Genomic DNA, 16,962 nt, shown 5'->3' on the forward strand with positions numbered 1-16,962 from the left:
AAACTAGCCTAGTTTAAGTAGACCAGACCGGAAAAGATCGGCTTCGCTGTCCGCACTAACGAAACAGATTGAACTTCACCATTTAGCCAATTGACGGTTAAATCAATAAAACCTGTGGGATGCTCCAACTTAAAACCAGTTCTACCTTGAGCAGACTGAACCAGTGTTTGTGCAATAGTGCCTTCATTGCAAAGTGCATTGACGATGGCAATACTACCTGTCACCGCTAGCGCTTTATGACAGCGATCTGGCACAAAATAGCGAGCAGAAATCACCCCTTGAGTTTGCGGTAGTGATACCAAAATAGGTTTTGGTATCACCATATTAGAGACATCGCCCATGCCCATCAGTAAGCCGGCTTTACGGCGTAGTTCTTCAAGGCGCTGCATGAAAATTTCATCCGCATCGAACTCACTGGGTGTTTCATGGCCCGTTTTACCAAGGCTCGAAGCGTTAACAATCATTACCGGTGTCGCTGCATCAATACAGGTCACTTGAATGCCATCAATATCATCGACCTTTTGCCCTGTGGGGAATAGCTTGCCTGTTTTAGAACCAGCTACATCTAAAAAAGTTAATTCGATCGGTGCGCCCGGTGTATTGGTGCCGCTGATCATAAACTCGCCACCGTATTCAACACGTCTGTTGGGGGTCTGAACCGTTGAGTGGATCACCTTATTAGTGTTCAAATTCTTAATTCTAACTGTGGTTCGTCCTTCCGTCGCATACACAAGGCCTGACTCAATGGCAAAGGGAGCGACGCCAGCCAACATATTTCCACAGTTCGGAGAAAAATCGACTGACCTATTTACAATGCCTACTTGCGCAAACAAATATTCAACGTCTGCATCTGGCGTTCTTGAAGGGCCAACCATAGCAACTTTGCTGGTTAGACTGTTCCCGCCCCCAAGACCATCAATTTGCAATTCATGCCCAGCTCCCATTATTTTCATTAGCAATTCAGCTAACTGCCCACGGTCTTCTGGCATGTCAGTCAAACGTAAGTAAGGCCCTTTTGAGGTACCTCCTCTCATTAACATGCAAGGTATAGTAAGTTCCGCCATTTACGTAAGTATCCGTTGTTGTTCTTTGGGCTAAAGAATTACACGCCCCAACGGATGCATCAAATGCAAATATAGAGCATAATCAATGCAAGAAACGCATCAATAGAGCTGGTAAACCTATGCATCAAATTGAATTCAAAGACCTCATCATCTTTGTTAAGGTCGCAGAAACGGGCAACTTCCATGAAGCAGCCGAAGCCACATTTTTATCTCAGCCAGCCCTTAGTCGACGTATACAAAAACTAGAAAATGTCTTAGGCGCAACGCTATTTGAGCGCACCACTAGGAAAACCAAACTAACGACGGTAGGTCGAGAATTCCTCCCCAAAGCAAGACGCATGTTAGAAGAATTTGAGCTTTCTGTGCTGGGCATAAAGGACATGGCAAGCCAGCAAAAAGGCACCATCACGATTGCCTGTATTCCGACCGCCGCCTTCTATTTTTTACCATCCGTTATCAAGCCTTTTAACGAGAAGTACCCTGGCATCCGCATTAGAATTCTTGATGAAAGTGCCAACCAAGGGCTTGAATCGGTCATTCAAGGTGACGCAGATTTTGGCATTAACATGGCCATTGCGCAGCATTCGGAAGTGAGTTTTACACCGCTTATCGATGACCCTTTTGTCGTCTGTATGCGACAGGATCACCCACTCACGGCACTGGAAGAAGTCACTTGGAAAGATCTAGAAAATTACAAATTGATCAGCGTGAGTCGTACCAGTGGTAACCGCTTGCTACTCGATAAATCCATCGCCCGCGATCAAGTCAACCTCAACAGCTTTTATGAAGTTCAACACTTATCAACCTCATTAGGGTTAGTAGAAACCGGATTAGGATTATCCATTGTACCGCGACTGGCAATGCCATTAGGCACCAATAGCGCCTTGACGTTTCGTCCTTTAGCGGGTGAACAAATTGACCGCTCTATTGGCTTAATTAAACGAACCGCGACACCTGTTTCCCCTTCGGCAGATCTCTTTATCGAAATTCTATTAGAACAGTGGTCTACATAAGATAAAACGCTTGGATAAACAGACGCCCAGCCAGCAGCGTTAGAATGATATTAAAAATACGATTAAAATGGTGATCTGACACTTTTCTTAGCACCTTTAGGCCAATCCAAGTGCCTATGGCGCCACTGATGACCATGCACAGAAGCAGTGGCAACCATGGTGTAATTGGAAAACCCACTTGTTCGAATACCACTATTTTTAACACATGTTGTAATGACATGGCGGTAGCAAACGTCGCCACTGTACGAAATCGATCGACAAAAACTTGTTTAATGAACGCAGCGACAAGGGGCCCAGTGGCGCCGACAAACAAGGTTAAAAACGTTGTTATAGCGCCTGCTAACACGGTTCCAAACTTACCTAATACCAATTTCGGTAATTTCGGTCCCCAGCATAGAAATAGAATGAAAACAGCGATCGATAAGTACATCACGGAAGGCTCTAACGCCACCAATACAAACTGGCCAATCAAAGCACCGATGATAGCTCCAGGTAAAAAAGTTCCGATCAGAGGCCAATCAATATGGCGCCAACTCATGGCTGAACGACCTGCGTTCGAGCCCAGCTGTACAACCCCATGCAATGGGATAATCAATTGCGGCGGAAGTATCTGCGCCATGACACCCAACAGCATGACGCCACCACCCGCACCAAAACTTGCGGTAAATAATGAGGTTAGTCCTGCCGTAACAACTAACAAAATGAAAACGATTGGCGATAAGCCGTTTAAGAAAACGTCAGCCATGATTACTCCGCATACATGATTGATATACGATGCTACCACGACCTCATCATAGAGCTGATGAATCGCGGTGTTTTCAATAGCTTAGGAGAAAATTGAATTACGACTTATACAAGTCCTTATCGAGGTCGTACTTACGCATCTTATCGTAGAGGGTTTTACGTGGTAGACCTAACGCATCCATAGTGTCTTTAATGGAGCCTTTTTGACGCATTAGCTCTTGTTCTAGTAAGGTTTTCTCAAAACGTTCCATTTGCTCCGGCAGGGTCATAATGCCAGGGTTAGTTTCATTGGTAATGATTTGGTCAAACTCAAACGAACCCGCTTCGCCCATCAATACATAACGCTCTGCAAGATTGCGTAATTCGCGGACATTTCCCGGCCAATCATAGCTCATCAAGCTGTGCATTCGCTCAGCAGTCAAAGGTTCTGATTCACGCTTATATTGGGCGGTAGCAACCAAACAAAAGTGTTGCCATAAGAGTGGAATGTCTTCTTTGCGTGCGCGCAGGGGTGGAATATCAACGCGTACAACGTTTAAGCGATAGTATAAATCTTCACGGAAAATACCCGTTTCACTCAGCTCTTTTAGGTCGACTTTGGTGGCGGCTAGAATGCGTAAATCTAAATCAACGCCTTTGTTTGAACCAAGCCGTTCAACTTTGCGCTCTTCTAATACGCGCAGTAGACGAACCTGCATGGACATGGGCATGCTTTCGATTTCATCTAAAAACAATGTGCCGCCGTTTGAGTGTTCGAGTTTACCGATCCGCTGAGTTTTGGCGTCGGTAAACGCGCCTTTCTCATGACCAAAAAGCTCTGATTCCATGATCGAATCCGGTACAGCGCCGCAGTTAATAGCAACAAACGGATGACTGCGTCGCGAGCCGTGCTCGTGTATAAAACGCGCCACCATTTCTTTACCGGTACCCGTTTCCCCTTGCACAAGGATGTCCGCACCGGTATCGGCCACATGCAGTAACGCTTGACGCAAACGGTGAATACCAGGAGTGTTGCCAATAATGCGTGGGCCGGGCGCATTATGTGCAGCCAACTCTAAACGAAGGTTACGGTTCTCTAAGGTCAGACGACGCTTCTCACAAGCACGGCGCACCACTTCAATAAAGTCATCGTTAGAAAACGGCTTCTCGATAAAATCGTAAGCGCCATCCCGAATAGCATTGACTGCCATACTGATGTCGCCATGACCCGTAATCAGAATAAATGGAATCTCAGCATCAATCTTTTTGACGTGTTCGAACAACTCAAGGCCGTTCATACCCGGCAAATTGATATCACTAACGATGACACCAGGCCAGTCTATCGACACCTGCTCCGTAACGCCTTGCGCGCTGGCGAATTCCGCCACGTCAAAGCCTTCTAGCTGTAGGGTTTGTGATATGGCCATTCGGACCGACTGTTCATCATCTATGACAATGACGCGATCAAGTTCTGACATGGCAGAATCCTTATTATTATTCTAGCTCGTAGGCGTTTAGAGTAACACAAAACTCAGCACCACCTTGAGGGTGATTTCGAGCCGTCAAGTCGCCATTCATCGAGTCCATAATCCTTTGGCTGATAGACAAACCAAGGCCAAGACCTGTACCACAGACCTTGGAAGTGTAAAACGGTTCGAATAGATGCTCTATGGCATTCTCACTCAACCCCGTACCACTATCACGTACATAAATATGTACTTTGCTATAGAACGGTTGAACTCGGATAAAGATTCGTTTGTCACTCGTTTTTGCCTCTAAAATGGCATCACTGGCATTGGCTAATAAGTTCACTAGCACTTGCTCTAAGAACACCATATCAGCTAAAACGACGACCTGAATATTATCTGGCATGTCGACTTGAATATCGGCTTCTTTCAGACGTGGCTGCATGATCTTCATCGCCCCATTCAACGCGGTTTGCACATCTATTGGGGTATGCGCCACATTGCCTTTGCGGGCAAACACTTTAAACCGGGCAATGATGTCCCCCATATGATGGCCCAGCTGGCTAATATGCTGTAAATTGCCTTTCGCTTGGTCATACTTTTCGCGCTCAAGAAATTTCAATCCGTTGTCTGCAAACGAACGGATAGCCGTTAACGGCTGATTTAATTCGTGATTAAGCCCTGCGCTTAGCTGACCTAACACCGCTAATTTGGCCGTTTGTATTAGCTCTTGTTGGGTCGTTTTATGCTCTGCTATTTCATGACGTAGGCGTTGATTCGCTTCTTCAAGTTCCGATGTACGCTCTTTGACTCGAATTTCCAATGCACGCCGCGCGTCCGTAATTTCTTGTTCGTAGCGCTTGCGCTCAGTCATATCATGAAATGTCACCAAATGACTGCGACGATTCGGTAATTGCAGTTCACATAATGTTGCTTCAACGACTACATCTTGATCCGCGCCCTCTATATCGAACTTACCTTCAACCGTCGTCAGCCTTAACTCACTGTCTGTCGATGTGGTAGATAAAGCCGCCATCCAACGCTCGCGATCGACTTCAGAGACTTGAAACAAGTCAGACAAAGGCCGACCAATTAAGCTAGAAAGAGGTCGCGCAGCAAGCGTTTCGACCGCGGGGTTCAACGCTTCGATTCGATAACGGTCATCAAGCGTCACTAGGCCCGCTTGTGTATGTTGAATCACTTCTCGGATATACGCTTGATTATGACGAGCCATTTCAATCGCATCGGAGCGCTCTTTCAGCATTCGAGAGCGTAAATGTGCGAGCCCAAAAATAAGTACGGTAATCGTAATACCACCGGCAAAAATGGCTCGCCATAGCGCAATCTGCTCTTCAATAGATGTCAGAGGGACCAACACGGCCACTTGAAAATTCAGCAATTGTATCGGTCGACTCATGACCAAATATCGATGTCTCTCGACCAATTGATTGCCTAAATTGTCAGTAACTTTATCCAACATTTCGATAATATTGGCGTGTTCGCTATACTCTCGACGACTGACAATCGGCAATGTTTCAATGGCTTGATCGAAATAACGCTGAGATTCGGCAATCCGGATCAACTCCTCATGGGACAGCTCACCCATCACTTTATAAAGCCACTGGGAGCGTGATGAGCTAAAAACGACGCCATCTGGGTCTAGCATTAAAAAGTCATACGTTTGATTACTAAAACGCTTTTCAAATTGGGTCAGATCAACCTTCACGACCGCCACGCCAATGATGCTGTCCCCTTCAAAAACAGGATAGGAAAAATAATAGCCACGACGATTTGAGGTGGTGCCAAGTGCATAGTATCGTCCCGGCTTACCCCCAATGGCGTCTTTAAAATAAGGGCGGAAAGCAAAGTTCCCACCGACAAAAGATGTACTTAGACGGTAATTAGAGGCCGCAATGGTGTCGCCGTTGGTATCAATAATATAGCTATCTGAGGCTTCGGTAATGCGGTTAATCTGCTCCAACTCGCGGTTAAGCTGATTGATATCCGATGGCAGCCCGTCACGTAATGCTTTGCGAACTCGATCATTCGACGCTAATAGCGTCGGCATATGCTGATACTTCGCAATGACACTTTCCACCACGCTGGCTAACTGATCCAGCTGCTCTTGAGTATCGATGGCTAGATCTTGAGTTTGCTGCTGTTTGAGTGCATCGCCCCCCCGCCACAGCGTCAACAAGCAGATGATAAACACCGCCACATACAACCAAGCAAATCGCTTTGGATCTAAGCTCCTTTGAGGCGAAGACAACCAATCACTGAAGGTAGCAAATAATCGTGGCATTCAAAGCTCTCTGTTAGCGTTTAGGCGTGGGCACCGGCAAACGGTATGACCGCATCGATGTGTGTTTCTTTAAGCAATAACATTAGCAGACGATCAACACCTAAGGCGACACCAGCACAATCAGGCAGTCCTTTTTCCAACGCACGAATTAGACGTTCGTCAACTTGGCGCCACATTTTATGGTGTTCGGCTCTTTGTGCCATGTCTTCTTGTAAGCGCTGCTGTTGCTCTTTCGCATCTGTCAGCTCGAAGTATCCATTGGCCAGCTCCATACCACGCCAATACAACTCAAAACGTGCTGCGGTTCGCGCTCCGCTTGATTCAATTTGCTGTTTTGCCAAGGCTGCCTGTGAGGCAGGATACGAGTGAATAAAACAGGGTTGATTTTGCCCAATTTGAGGCTCTATCAGTGTCGTAAACAGCAATTCTAATAACGTATCACGATCCATTTCTTCAAGACCGTATTCTGTGTGTTGGTGACAACATTGCTGTAAATCTAACAACGATGCAGAAAAAGGGTCCAATCCTACATGGCGTAAAAATGCGTCTTGATAACTTAAACGTTCCGAGATAATCACATCATTCGTCAGTACGCTGAGTAAGTCGTCTATTTCGTTCATTAACTGCCAATGATCGAACCCCAAGCGGTACCACTCTAGCATAGTGAACTCAATGCTATGACGACGGCCGATCTCTTCAGCACGAAACACTTTACCTAATTGGTAAATACTCGCTGCGCCCGCCGACAATAACCGTTTCATCGCGTATTCAGGAGAGGTTTGTAGGTAATAGGTAACGTGTTTGCCGAGTGTCTTTGTTTGAGTAGATAAGACTTCGATATGCGGGTCACTGATGCTGCCTAACGACAAGCAAGGGGTGTCCACCTCTAATACTTCTCGCTCGTAAAAAAAGGCTCGAATCTTATGGAACACCTTTGCGCGATACTGCAGCGTAGTTAAATCCGCTGTGGGTTGCCAAATCTGTTTATTGTACATGCTGCTCAGTTCGCCTTGATTGCTCTATTTTAGCTACAAAAAAAGCCCTCAAACACGCAGCTTGAGGGCTTTTTAACAGAGCTAATTACTTACCTGTCGCGCGTGATACGTACTCACCAGTACGAGTATCAACACGCAATACTTCACCAATGTTGATAAACAATGGCACACGCACCATCGCGCCGGTCGAAAGAATAGCAGGCTTAGAACCACCGTTTGCGGTATCGCCTTTCAAACCCGGGTCAGTTTCTGTCACTTCAAGTTCAATGAAGTTTGGTGGCGTAACGGCCAACGGTGCACCGTTGTACAGCGTGACAACGTACGTTTCTTGCTCTTTTAGCCACTTAGACGTCTCGCCTACAGCGTTTGCATCGGCACCGTGCTGCTCAAACGAGCCATCCGTTAACATGAAGTGGTAGAACTCGCCATCTGTGTACAGATATTCCATATCCGTATCCATTACATCTGCAGCTTCTAATGATTCACCAGACTTAAACGTACGTTCCCATACACGACCAGACTTTAGGTTACGTAGTTTGATACGGTTAAACGCTTGGCCTTTACCAGGCTTTACGTGTTCGTTGTCCAATACTGCACAAGGGTCGCCATCGACCATTACTTTGTTACCGCTGCGCAATTCGCTGGTAGAATAACTCGCCATAAATCCTCACAATGTCATGATTTAGATAAAGGCTCTGTTCGAACAAGTCTTTGTTCAAGGAGTCAATCGCTCGATAATGTTGCGAGACTCGCTAGAGCCGTTGGCCAAACGGCCAAAGATTGGCCGCCATAATAACCCAATTTAACTTAATTTTGCAGATATTTGACGTGATCCCGATTCAAAATACTACGGCCCCTCATTGGTCGACTGAGCTGGCTCAAGCCATCAAATCCCCAGCGGAGCTTATGCCACTACTTGGTTTAAGTGAGCAAACACTGCCGCCTGCAGCGCAAGCCATGACCTCTTTTAAAATGTTGGTACCACGACCTTTTGTTGGGCGTATGGAGTATGGCAACGTCAATGACCCGCTGCTCAGACAAGTTTTAGCCGATGATATTGAGATGCTACCCAGCGCAGGCTATAGCAAAGACCCGTTAGAAGAAGGCAATCACAATCCACAAAAAGCCATCGTACATAAATACGAGCGCCGTATTTTGGTGATCACCACAGGCACCTGTGCGGTCAACTGCCGCTACTGTTTTCGCCGTCATTTCCCTTATGGGGATAACCAATTGGCACAAAAAGAATGGGACAGTGTGATCGATTACCTCACGCAGCACCCAGAAGTAAACGAAGTAATCCTCAGTGGCGGTGATCCATTAATGCTCAAAGACAGTCAGCTAGGCCCGCACATTGAAAAGCTGAACGCTTTGCCACAACTTAAACGCCTACGCATTCATTCCCGCTTACCCATAGTGATCCCTAGCCGTATCAATCACGAACTGTTGGGGTGGATCAATAACAGCCGTCTAGACATTATCTTGGTACTGCACAGTAACCACGCCAATGAAATCGATCAATCAGTAGCGGAAAAAGTAGCCTTACTGAAACAAGCAGGCGTCACCGTATTAAACCAAGGTGTCTTGTTAAAAGGGGTTAACGACTCGGTTGAAGCGCAGGTAGACCTAAGCGAACGTTTATTTTCAGCCGGAATTTTACCGTACTACATGTTCACCTTTGACCCCATTGAAGGGGGAGCGCACTTTGATCTATCGGTGTCATTCGCGCAACGACTCATGGGGCAAGTCGCAGAGAAATTGCCAGGCTACTTGATGCCTAAATTGGCCAAAGAAATCCCCGGACAACCCGCAAAAACGGTATTGGCCCCAACTTTAAGCCGTTAAAAAGCAAAAAGCCGCTCACGGTAAACGTGAACGGCTTTTTAAACATCTATCAAATACTAAGCTTTGACGTTGATGTTTTGACCAAGGTTGCCAGTAGCAGGCGCACTAGACTGAATTTGCTTGGAAGACGACGCAGCACCATCAAGTAGTTGCAAAGCCTGACGCCCTTGCTCCTCTTGTTGCGTTTTCGCCATCGCCACACCCATCATTTCCATCGCGTACGACGTGCTGACATTAGTGACACTGTTCATAGTCAACCCTCTTTTTGGGTGGTATCCCTACCAAGTCTGGTATCTACAAGCAAAGCTCTCCTAGCTTTACTCACTCTACCTTTACGGCAAAGCATAAGAGTACTTTAACGCAAAATTACATAAACCGCTGAAAAAACGGTCAGTTTTACAAAAAATAACAAACAGGTTTTCTATTAGTTCCCGCAAATAGGTTGCAAAATTCGCAACACTTCATTGCCCTTACAACTAAGTAAATCCAGTGCAACTGCATATTAAAGACTAATAATAAACATTATCATTAATATTAGAGATTCATTTTTAACTAAGGAGATATTATGTCTATTATGCGCCCTCTTGTGTTGTGCTCAGCCATTTTAGGTTTGTCTGCCAACACTGCCTTTGCAGACGTTACCGTCGACACTAAATACGGCTCCGTCACCGTTAAAGACAACGTAAAACGTATCGTAACGCTGCATGAAGGTGCCTTAGACGTGATGTCTTCAATTGACGTCCCAGTGGCGGGCTCAGTCGCTACTCGAGGTAGCGACACAGTATCGGACTACTTAGCAGACAAGCAACCCGGTATTCAAATCGTTGGTACAGCACGTGAAACCAACCTAGAAGCGGTCATTAAAGAGCGCCCGGATGTCATTCTTGCATCAAACGCCCTATCAAAAGAGCAGTACGATATTTTATCAAAAATTGCTCCGACTATTGTGCCTGAGTGGAGTTTTAGCACACCTGACGCATGGCGCAATGAAGCACGTCTGTTCGGCAAAGCCGTCGGTCACAGTGCTGATGTAGAGCGTGCCCTCAACGCGGTAGATAAGCGTGCGGCGACGCTTAAAAAACGTGTTGAGCAACAGGTTCCTAGCGACCAGCGTCAAGTGTTTGTGACACGCTGGATGCCCCAAGGCCCAATGATCATGTCTAAAGACTTATTCACGGGTAGCTTACTGAGATCAACTGGGTTTGAACCGCAAGACGGGGATCTTTTAAAAGAAGGCCGCCCACACTCCAGCATATTAAGTTTAGAAAATATCGCTGTGATCGATCAAGACTGGCTATTTATGGCAACCCTTAATCAAGATGGTAAAAAAGCGTACGATGCCGCGAAGCAGTCGGCCGCGTTTTCACGTTTAAACGTAGTACAGCAAGACCGCGTACAAACGGTGGATGGTCAAGTGTGGAGCAGCACATCTGGCCCGCTGGCAGCACAAGTGGTACTGGATGACATCGAACAGTTATTGGATAGCCATCAATAATGCCCTACCTCGTTCAGTTTTTTCAAAGGGCGCCTTCGCAGCGCCCTTTATCAGTTTGCTTTACGCTCATTTGTCTTATATTGCTGACTTGCATACTACTGTCTCTTCTTATCGGGGCAGGCAGTGTCAATATCAGCCAATCATGGCAAGCGCTGATTGGGCAAGGCACTGAGGAAGCCACCTTTATCATCCGAGAGTTACGCTTCCCTAGGACATTAGTCGCCTTAGTCGTCGGCATGGCACTCGGTATTGCTGGGGCGTTAATGCAAGCGGTTGCTCGCAACCCTCTGGCGGAACCCGGTTTACTCGGCGTCAGTGCTGGTGCATCGTTTGCAGTAGCTATAGCGCTTTTATTGGGCGCAAGTGCGGCCACCCTTGCGGCAGGCGTTGCTCAAATTGGCGCACTCATCGGCTGTTTTTTTGTTATGGCAGCGGCTCGCCTTCAAGGTCAATTTAAAGATCCTGTGCGCCTTATTTTAGCGGGTGCGGCGCTGAGCTCATTATTAACGGCTTTAACGTCTATTTTACTAATGTATGACCAACGTGCTGCAGATGAAATTCGCTTCTGGGTAACAGGCAGTGTGGCTGGGCGCGCGCTCGATCATCTCATGGCGGTCATGCCCTACTTTGTCATCGCCGCCCTCTTAACTTTATATGTTGCTCGCCCATTGGCGTCCATGGCTTTGGGTGAAAAAGTCGCGCTTGGCTTAGGCCACAATCCACGAACAATACGTTACTTGGTTATGCTCACCGTGGCACTCCTAGCAGGTTCAGCAACGGCGATTGCAGGACCCATTATGTTCGTAGGTTTAGTGGTTCCCTTCGCCGCGCGTGCGTTAGTCGGACCTGACATTCGTCGTACGATGATCATGTGTTTACCGATTGGCCCTTTGATGATCATTAGTGCGGACATTCTGACACGTGTAATCGCGCAACCTACTGAAATGCCGCTGGGCGTTTTAACCGCGATAATCGGTGCGCCAGTATTGATGATAATTGTGCGCGCTAAGCGTCTTCCCACCTTGGCCTAGGAGTCACTTTTTGTCTGTTTTTGATTCGACTTCTCGTTCTTACGTACCTGCTCCAACGGGTCATTGGCTAGTCGCCATTGCCGGCTACAGTGTCTTAATAGACAAACGAGCGATACAGCGCAACGCTCTTCTCTCTGTGGCATTACTCGCCATCAGTGTACTCAGTTTGGGGATGGGTACCTTATCCCTCGCGCCTTACGATGTATTGCTCGCGTTATTAGGCAAAGGGGACAGCATGACACAATTTGTGATCAACGAATTGCGTCTGAATCGTTTGTTAGCCGGTATTTTTACCGGCGCTGCATTTAGCGTAGCGGGCTGTTTAATGCAAACGGTAGCACGTAATCGACTGGCGACACCGGGCATTATTGGCATCGATAATGCTGCTATGGCCTTTGCTGTTGCTTCAGTAGTGGGTGTTGGAGTCAGCTTTGCACCATCAGCCATGGCGCTTACTGGTGCAGCTACGGCAACGGCTTTGGCCTTTATGATCGGTGGCGGTAGCGGTACCCGCGGCTATCGATTTATTGTTGCGGGTTTAGCCATTGGCTCTGTGTCAGCCGCAGTGTCGCAGTTGCTATTAACTCAAGTGCATATTGATGTCGCGAACGAAGCCTATCCATGGACGGTAGGCAGTTTATCTGGTCGTCCTGAAGAACAAATTCCTGTTATGGGCTTAATTACGCTCATCGGCGTGCTATCTGGTCTAGTACTTTGCTATCGATTTCAACTGATGGCGTTCTCAGACTCAGTCATCACAGCCTTAGGGCATACACCAAATCGATTACGTTTTGCGGCGGTCGTCATTGCCGTAGTGCTTACTGGCTTCGCCGTTGCTCTTGCAGGTCCAGTGGGTTTGGTTGCTCTGGTTGGACCAGAAATGGCACGCGCCTTTGCTCGGCATAAAGGGCTACCATTACTGTCGAGTGCTATTTGTGGCGCTATTGTGATGGTGTTAGCCGATTTAGCAGGACGTACTCTATTTAGCCCCATTGAAATTCCTGTTGGTGTGATCACCGCTATCGTTGGTGGCCCATTCTTACTCTGGATCTTAATTCGCAAACCTAAGCGGAGCACCCTATGAGCGAGCTTTCTCAAGCGCCATTAGGCACAGAAACTATCACGTTAAAACATGCCGATCATACGATCATTAAAGACTTAAGTGTGACCTTCCCAAAAGGGAAAGTCACCGCCATTGTCGGGCCCAATGGCTGTGGTAAATCGACTCTACTGAATGGTTTGTCTCGTGTACACCGTCCATCATCGGGGCACATCATTCTTGAAAGCAAAGACATCCATACAATGCCAGCTAAGGAAGTCGCAAAAAAATTGGCTCTGCTACCACAGGAAACATCGGCGCCTGATGGTATTACCGTTCGAGAGTTGATTCGTTTTGGTCGTCACCCTCATCAAAGTTTTTTGAAACAATGGGGCATGGATGATCGCACGGCGATTGAATTTGCCTTGAAAGCCGCCAATCTAGAAGACTTAGGAGAGCGACTGTTAGACACGCTTTCGGGCGGTCAACGTCAGCGAGCATGGATTGCGATGTCCGTGGCTCAAGAAACGCCGCTGCTGTTACTGGATGAACCAACCTCTGCTCTAGATTTAGGTCATCAAATCGAAGTGTTTGAATTAATTCGAGCACTGTCCTCACAAGGTAAAACCATTGTGATGGTGGTACATGATCTGGCTATGGCAGCCCGTTATTCAGACTATTTAATTGCGATGAAGTCCGGTGAAATCATCGCTCAAGGCACACCAAAAGAAGTGATTCAGCCAAGCATTCTCGAAGAACTTTATGGCATTCAGTGCGACTTACTCGATGACCCGAGTACTGGCGCCCCGATCTTAATCAATGTTCGTCGAAGTGGCGCACCGGTCACAGCTAAAACATCAACAGCGTCAAAAAAAGCCAAGCGCGACATGGCATTTTCATAACTTTTTGAAGCTTAGTCGTGATTAAGGTAGGCCTTTTTAAGTTGTTGTAATAATACTTGGCACCGTTTGGGCAGGTGGCCATAAGAATATAATAAGTATAATGGGATACTTGGTGCTTGCCATGAGGGCAGCACTTTTACCATATCGCCAGGGTGATACTTGGCTCTAGCCGCCACCATCTCGTCTGGAATAACACCAATACCATGGCCATTTACAATGCCATCAATTTGAAAGCTTAATAGATCCGTACTCAAACGTGAGCAAGGCATGGAAACGTCATGGTAGCCTATCTCAGGATGATAAAGAGACAAGCTGCTTTCGTTTGGATAAAAGCTGTGTAGATTGACCCAATTATGGGTCTCTAATTCTTCAACATTTGTTGGCTCACCTTGTTTTTCGATGTAGTCTTTACTGGCATACAAACTGCAGCTCATTTCACCTAATAGTTCGGTTTTAAACGGCGTTTCTCTAAGACCTCCCATCCAAATCGCTACATCTGTTTCCGCCTTAAGTTCATCAATTCGAGAAATGGTATACATGTCTACATTAATGTCTGGATATTGAGCTAGATAACGGAATAACTGACCGTTCACCCAAGAGCGCCCTAACCCAGAAAACAATGCAAAGGTTAGCTTTCCCGACACACTTTCCTTGAGTTCATCGACGGTTCGATGTGCTCTTCCTACGGTTTCTAAAATGCTCTTTGCAAATGGCAAAAACGCTTTGCCAGCATCATTAATAATCATACGATTTGCTTGGCGACGCATCAGAGGTTGCCGCATCACATTTTCTAAATGTGAGATACGTCGACTTAAGGTTGACTTTGAAACCTCTAATTCTTTCGCGCTGGTGCTTAAACTGCCTGACTCCACAACAGATACAAAGCTTTTCAAATCATTTAAATCGTACACAGACCCTCTCTCTTACATTGTCACCGTTGTAAAATATGCAACGCATCATCTCAAGACAATCCTACACAAATATTAGAGAATACAAATGATAAAGATTACTATTTAAATTTGCATCATTTGTACATATTTGAAGGATTAAGTTCATGCGTTCGTTTTCATTCTCGCTTATTGCTGCAAGCATCGCTTTTGCCCACTCTGTTCACGCTGAAACGATCAACCTAGATGAGCTGGTTGTCAGTGCCTCAGGCTATGAGCAAAGTACACAGGACGCTGCAGCATCGATCACCGTTATTAACGCTGAAGACATTCAGAAAAAAAGCTATCGCGATGTCACCGATGCCCTTACAGCGGTGCCAGGCGTCTTCGTCACAGGCGGTGGATCTTCATCAGACATTACAATGCGTGGATTGGAAGGCAAATATACTCTTATCATGGTCGACGGTAAGCGCCAAGGTAGTCGCGAAACACGCCCAAACTCTGATGGTCCTGGCATTGAACAAGGTTGGTTACCGCCCATTTCGGCCATCGAACGTATCGAGGTTATTCGTGGCCCTATGTCATCACTTTATGGCTCTGATGCATTAGGCGGTGTCATCAATATCATTACCAAGAAAGTCCAAGACGACTGGCATGGTGAGATGAGCTTAGGCACTGTTATTCAAGAAGACAGCGACTCAGGCAACAGCCTTCAAAGTGACTTTTATGTAGCCGGCCCTCTTGTAAAAGATAAGCTTGGTTTGGAGCTTTTCGGTCAAATCTCTGAACGAGATGAAGACAACTTTGTCGATGGCTACAACGAACAGTCAATGGAAAATCTAACCAGTAAAGTAACCTGGAAAATCAATAATCAGCAGTCTATTAAATTTGAAGCAGGTACAGAAACTCAAGACCGTAACAGCACACCGGGTAAATCGGTTAGCCTACTCGACCGCACAGGTAACCCAGCAACCGTCAGTAATACCGAATATCAGCGCGACCATTTCTCTTTAACAAATGAGTTAAAAACCGAGAATGCACAACATACAACGTATCTTAGCTACGAAGACAACGATAACACGTCTCGTGAAATGCAGTATGAGTCGACCGTGCTGAACCATCAAAGCCACTTATTCTTCGACAACCATACCTTAACTATCGGTGGTCAGTTTGAAAACCAACAACTCAGTGATTCTGGCAACCAGCTAGATGCAGATGTGGACAATCTTGAGCGCTGGCAAGGAGCAGTCTTCGCAGAAGATGAGTACTACCTGACGGACTCTTTCTCATTAACCACAGGGCTTCGCTATAACGAAGATGAAAACTACGGCAGCGCCATTACGCCTCGTATTTACGGTGTCTGGCAAACTACCGAAAACATAACTCTTAAAGGCGGTATTAGTGCAGGTTATCGCTCGCCAGACCTACGCCAAGCCACAGACGGCTGGGGACAAATTACAGGACGCGGTAATGGTATTCTGCTTGGTAACTCAGCGCTTGAAGCAGAAAAAAGTGTCAGTCACGAAATTGGTATAGCTTGGACTGACCACCGCGGCACTCAGGCTGAACTGACGGCGTTCTACACTAAATTTGATGATAAAATCACCGAAGATCGCATTTGTGATAGTGGCGATTTAAGTGTGCTTGATTGCTCGTATCGAGGTGAAGATTGGAGCTTTGTAAGTACTCGATACAATGTCGACGAAGTCGTTACTCAAGGGGTTGAAGCCTCTTTCACCATGCCAATCACAACCACCCTTGCATGGGATATCGGCTACACATTTACCGACTCAGAACAAAAGTCGGGAGCATTCAAAGGTAAGCCTCTAAACCGTATTCCAAAGCACCGAGTACACTCTAACCTATCTTGGGATGCGACAGAGAAGCTGAATATTTGGGGGGAAGCAAACTACACTGGGGAAACGACCGAAGGACTAGGCCGTACCAGCATGCAGGCTGAAATTCCAGACTACACACTCGTTGATACAGGCTTAAGCTACAAAGCAACGGATGACGTAACGTTCTACGCGGGTATTTACAACCTGTTCGATAAAACCATTGATCAAGAGACTTACGAAAAAACTCTGGATGGCCGCCGCTATCAAGCGAAAGTGAATGTTGCTTTCTGATTGAGGCCGTATAACGAATAATAGTTAGTGATCACTAAAATCCCCGCCTGATGTCAGGTGGGGATTTTTAG

At 46.5% G+C, this 16,962-nt stretch carries 15 protein-coding genes; 7 read left to right on the forward strand and 8 right to left on the reverse strand.

The window, feature by feature from the left end; genetic code table 11:
• Positions 1-8: 8 nt before the first annotated feature.
• Entirely contained in the window at positions 9-1,064 is a 1,056-nt protein-coding gene (locus ACPUEK_RS18230) for a 4-oxalomesaconate tautomerase (protein WP_082866240.1), read from the reverse strand.
• Between the two features lie 119 nt (positions 1,065-1,183).
• Between ACPUEK_RS18230 and ACPUEK_RS18235 the strand changes: the two genes are divergently transcribed.
• A complete protein-coding gene (locus ACPUEK_RS18235) occupies positions 1,184-2,077 on the forward strand; it encodes a LysR family transcriptional regulator (RefSeq protein WP_067221493.1) in 894 nt (297 codons plus the stop codon).
• On the opposite strand, the gene ACPUEK_RS18240 is transcribed toward ACPUEK_RS18235, so the two are convergent.
• The 5 genes from ACPUEK_RS18240 to efp all read right to left on the reverse strand — a co-directional run bounded on the left by ACPUEK_RS18240 (position 2,070) and on the right by efp (position 8,224).
• On the reverse strand, positions 2,070-2,822 hold the full coding sequence (locus ACPUEK_RS18240) for a sulfite exporter TauE/SafE family protein (RefSeq protein ID WP_425641735.1): 753 nt from the start codon (positions 2,820-2,822) through the stop codon (positions 2,070-2,072). The two genes, ACPUEK_RS18235 and ACPUEK_RS18240, sit on opposite strands and share 8 nt — an antisense overlap.
• A gap of 97 nt (positions 2,823-2,919) precedes the next feature.
• Positions 2,920-4,278: a sigma-54-dependent transcriptional regulator gene (locus tag ACPUEK_RS18245; RefSeq protein ID WP_067221497.1), complete on the reverse strand. Its 1,359-nt coding sequence runs from the start codon at positions 4,276-4,278 to the stop codon at positions 2,920-2,922.
• A 16-nt stretch (positions 4,279-4,294) separates the two neighbouring features.
• Positions 4,295-6,568, reverse strand: a complete 2,274-nt coding sequence (locus ACPUEK_RS18250; protein WP_425641736.1) for an ATP-binding protein — start codon at positions 6,566-6,568, stop codon at positions 4,295-4,297.
• A gap of 20 nt (positions 6,569-6,588) precedes the next feature.
• Complete coding sequence (gene epmA / locus ACPUEK_RS18255) at positions 6,589-7,563, reverse strand: EF-P lysine aminoacylase EpmA (RefSeq protein ID WP_425641737.1); 975 nt, start codon at positions 7,561-7,563, stop codon at positions 6,589-6,591.
• A gap of 85 nt (positions 7,564-7,648) precedes the next feature.
• Positions 7,649-8,224: an elongation factor P gene (efp, locus tag ACPUEK_RS18260; RefSeq protein ID WP_067032494.1), complete on the reverse strand. Its 576-nt coding sequence runs from the start codon at positions 8,222-8,224 to the stop codon at positions 7,649-7,651.
• A gap of 167 nt (positions 8,225-8,391) precedes the next feature.
• On the opposite strand from efp, the gene epmB reads away from it, so the two are divergent.
• Positions 8,392-9,408, forward strand: a complete 1,017-nt coding sequence (gene epmB / locus ACPUEK_RS18265) for an EF-P beta-lysylation protein EpmB (RefSeq protein ID WP_425641739.1) — start codon at positions 8,392-8,394, stop codon at positions 9,406-9,408.
• 56 nt (positions 9,409-9,464) lie between these two features.
• Here the strand turns inward: epmB and ACPUEK_RS18270 are convergent, their stop codons facing one another.
• Positions 9,465-9,659 (reverse strand): hypothetical protein, encoded by a 195-nt coding sequence (locus ACPUEK_RS18270; protein WP_067032498.1) that lies wholly within the window; start codon positions 9,657-9,659, stop codon positions 9,465-9,467.
• Positions 9,660-9,973: 314 nt separating this feature from the next.
• Here ACPUEK_RS18270 and ACPUEK_RS18275 point away from each other — a divergent pair, with 314 nt between their 5' ends.
• The 4 genes from ACPUEK_RS18275 to ACPUEK_RS18290 are packed head-to-tail and all read left to right on the forward strand — an operon-like array spanning position 9,974 to position 13,875.
• The gene (locus tag ACPUEK_RS18275; RefSeq protein ID WP_425641741.1) at positions 9,974-10,903 is read left to right on the forward strand and encodes an ABC transporter substrate-binding protein; all 930 of its coding nucleotides are present in this window, start codon (positions 9,974-9,976) and stop codon (positions 10,901-10,903) included.
• Positions 10,903-11,934 (forward strand): FecCD family ABC transporter permease, encoded by a 1,032-nt coding sequence (locus tag ACPUEK_RS18280; RefSeq protein ID WP_425641742.1) that lies wholly within the window; start codon positions 10,903-10,905, stop codon positions 11,932-11,934. Before ACPUEK_RS18275 ends, ACPUEK_RS18280 begins: the two co-directional genes overlap by 1 nt.
• A 10-nt stretch (positions 11,935-11,944) precedes the next feature.
• The gene (locus ACPUEK_RS18285) at positions 11,945-13,018 is read left to right on the forward strand and encodes a FecCD family ABC transporter permease (protein WP_425641744.1); all 1,074 of its coding nucleotides are present in this window, start codon (positions 11,945-11,947) and stop codon (positions 13,016-13,018) included.
• Positions 13,015-13,875, forward strand: a complete 861-nt coding sequence (locus ACPUEK_RS18290; RefSeq protein ID WP_067032511.1) for an ABC transporter ATP-binding protein — start codon at positions 13,015-13,017, stop codon at positions 13,873-13,875. Before ACPUEK_RS18285 ends, ACPUEK_RS18290 begins: the two co-directional genes overlap by 4 nt.
• Before the next feature lie 11 nt (positions 13,876-13,886).
• Here the strand turns inward: ACPUEK_RS18290 and ACPUEK_RS18295 are convergent, their stop codons facing one another.
• Complete coding sequence (locus ACPUEK_RS18295) at positions 13,887-14,786, reverse strand: LysR family transcriptional regulator (RefSeq protein ID WP_425641746.1); 900 nt, start codon at positions 14,784-14,786, stop codon at positions 13,887-13,889.
• Positions 14,787-14,929: 143 nt separating this feature from the next.
• On the opposite strand from ACPUEK_RS18295, the gene ACPUEK_RS18300 reads away from it, so the two are divergent.
• Positions 14,930-16,891: a TonB-dependent receptor domain-containing protein gene (locus tag ACPUEK_RS18300; RefSeq protein WP_067032517.1), complete on the forward strand. Its 1,962-nt coding sequence runs from the start codon at positions 14,930-14,932 to the stop codon at positions 16,889-16,891.
• Positions 16,892-16,962 lie beyond the last annotated feature (71 nt).

Origin of the sequence: Marinomonas gallaica (assembly GCF_049821165.1) — a bacterium.
GTDB lineage: Bacteria > Pseudomonadota > Gammaproteobacteria > Pseudomonadales > Marinomonadaceae > Marinomonas > Marinomonas gallaica.

Coding starts and splice junctions, on each gene's coding strand:
- ACPUEK_RS18300 (WP_067032517.1), top strand. CDS start 14,930: ATGCGTTCGTTTTCATTCTCGCTTATTGCTGCAAGCATCGCTTTTGCC.
- ACPUEK_RS18245 (WP_067221497.1), bottom strand. CDS start 4,278: ATGTCAGAACTTGATCGCGTCATTGTCATAGATGATGAACAGTCGGTC.
- ACPUEK_RS18280 (WP_425641742.1), top strand. CDS start 10,903: ATGCCCTACCTCGTTCAGTTTTTTCAAAGGGCGCCTTCGCAGCGCCCT.
- epmA (WP_425641737.1), bottom strand. CDS start 7,563: ATGTACAATAAACAGATTTGGCAACCCACAGCGGATTTAACTACGCTG.
- ACPUEK_RS18240 (WP_425641735.1), bottom strand. CDS start 2,822: ATGGCTGACGTTTTCTTAAACGGCTTATCGCCAATCGTTTTCATTTTG.
- ACPUEK_RS18235 (WP_067221493.1), top strand. CDS start 1,184: ATGCATCAAATTGAATTCAAAGACCTCATCATCTTTGTTAAGGTCGCA.
- ACPUEK_RS18250 (WP_425641736.1), bottom strand. CDS start 6,568: ATGCCACGATTATTTGCTACCTTCAGTGATTGGTTGTCTTCGCCTCAA.
- ACPUEK_RS18270 (WP_067032498.1), bottom strand. CDS start 9,659: ATGAACAGTGTCACTAATGTCAGCACGTCGTACGCGATGGAAATGATG.
- ACPUEK_RS18290 (WP_067032511.1), top strand. CDS start 13,015: ATGAGCGAGCTTTCTCAAGCGCCATTAGGCACAGAAACTATCACGTTA.
- efp (WP_067032494.1), bottom strand. CDS start 8,224: ATGGCGAGTTATTCTACCAGCGAATTGCGCAGCGGTAACAAAGTAATG.
- ACPUEK_RS18275 (WP_425641741.1), top strand. CDS start 9,974: ATGTCTATTATGCGCCCTCTTGTGTTGTGCTCAGCCATTTTAGGTTTG.
- ACPUEK_RS18230 (WP_082866240.1), bottom strand. CDS start 1,064: ATGGCGGAACTTACTATACCTTGCATGTTAATGAGAGGAGGTACCTCA.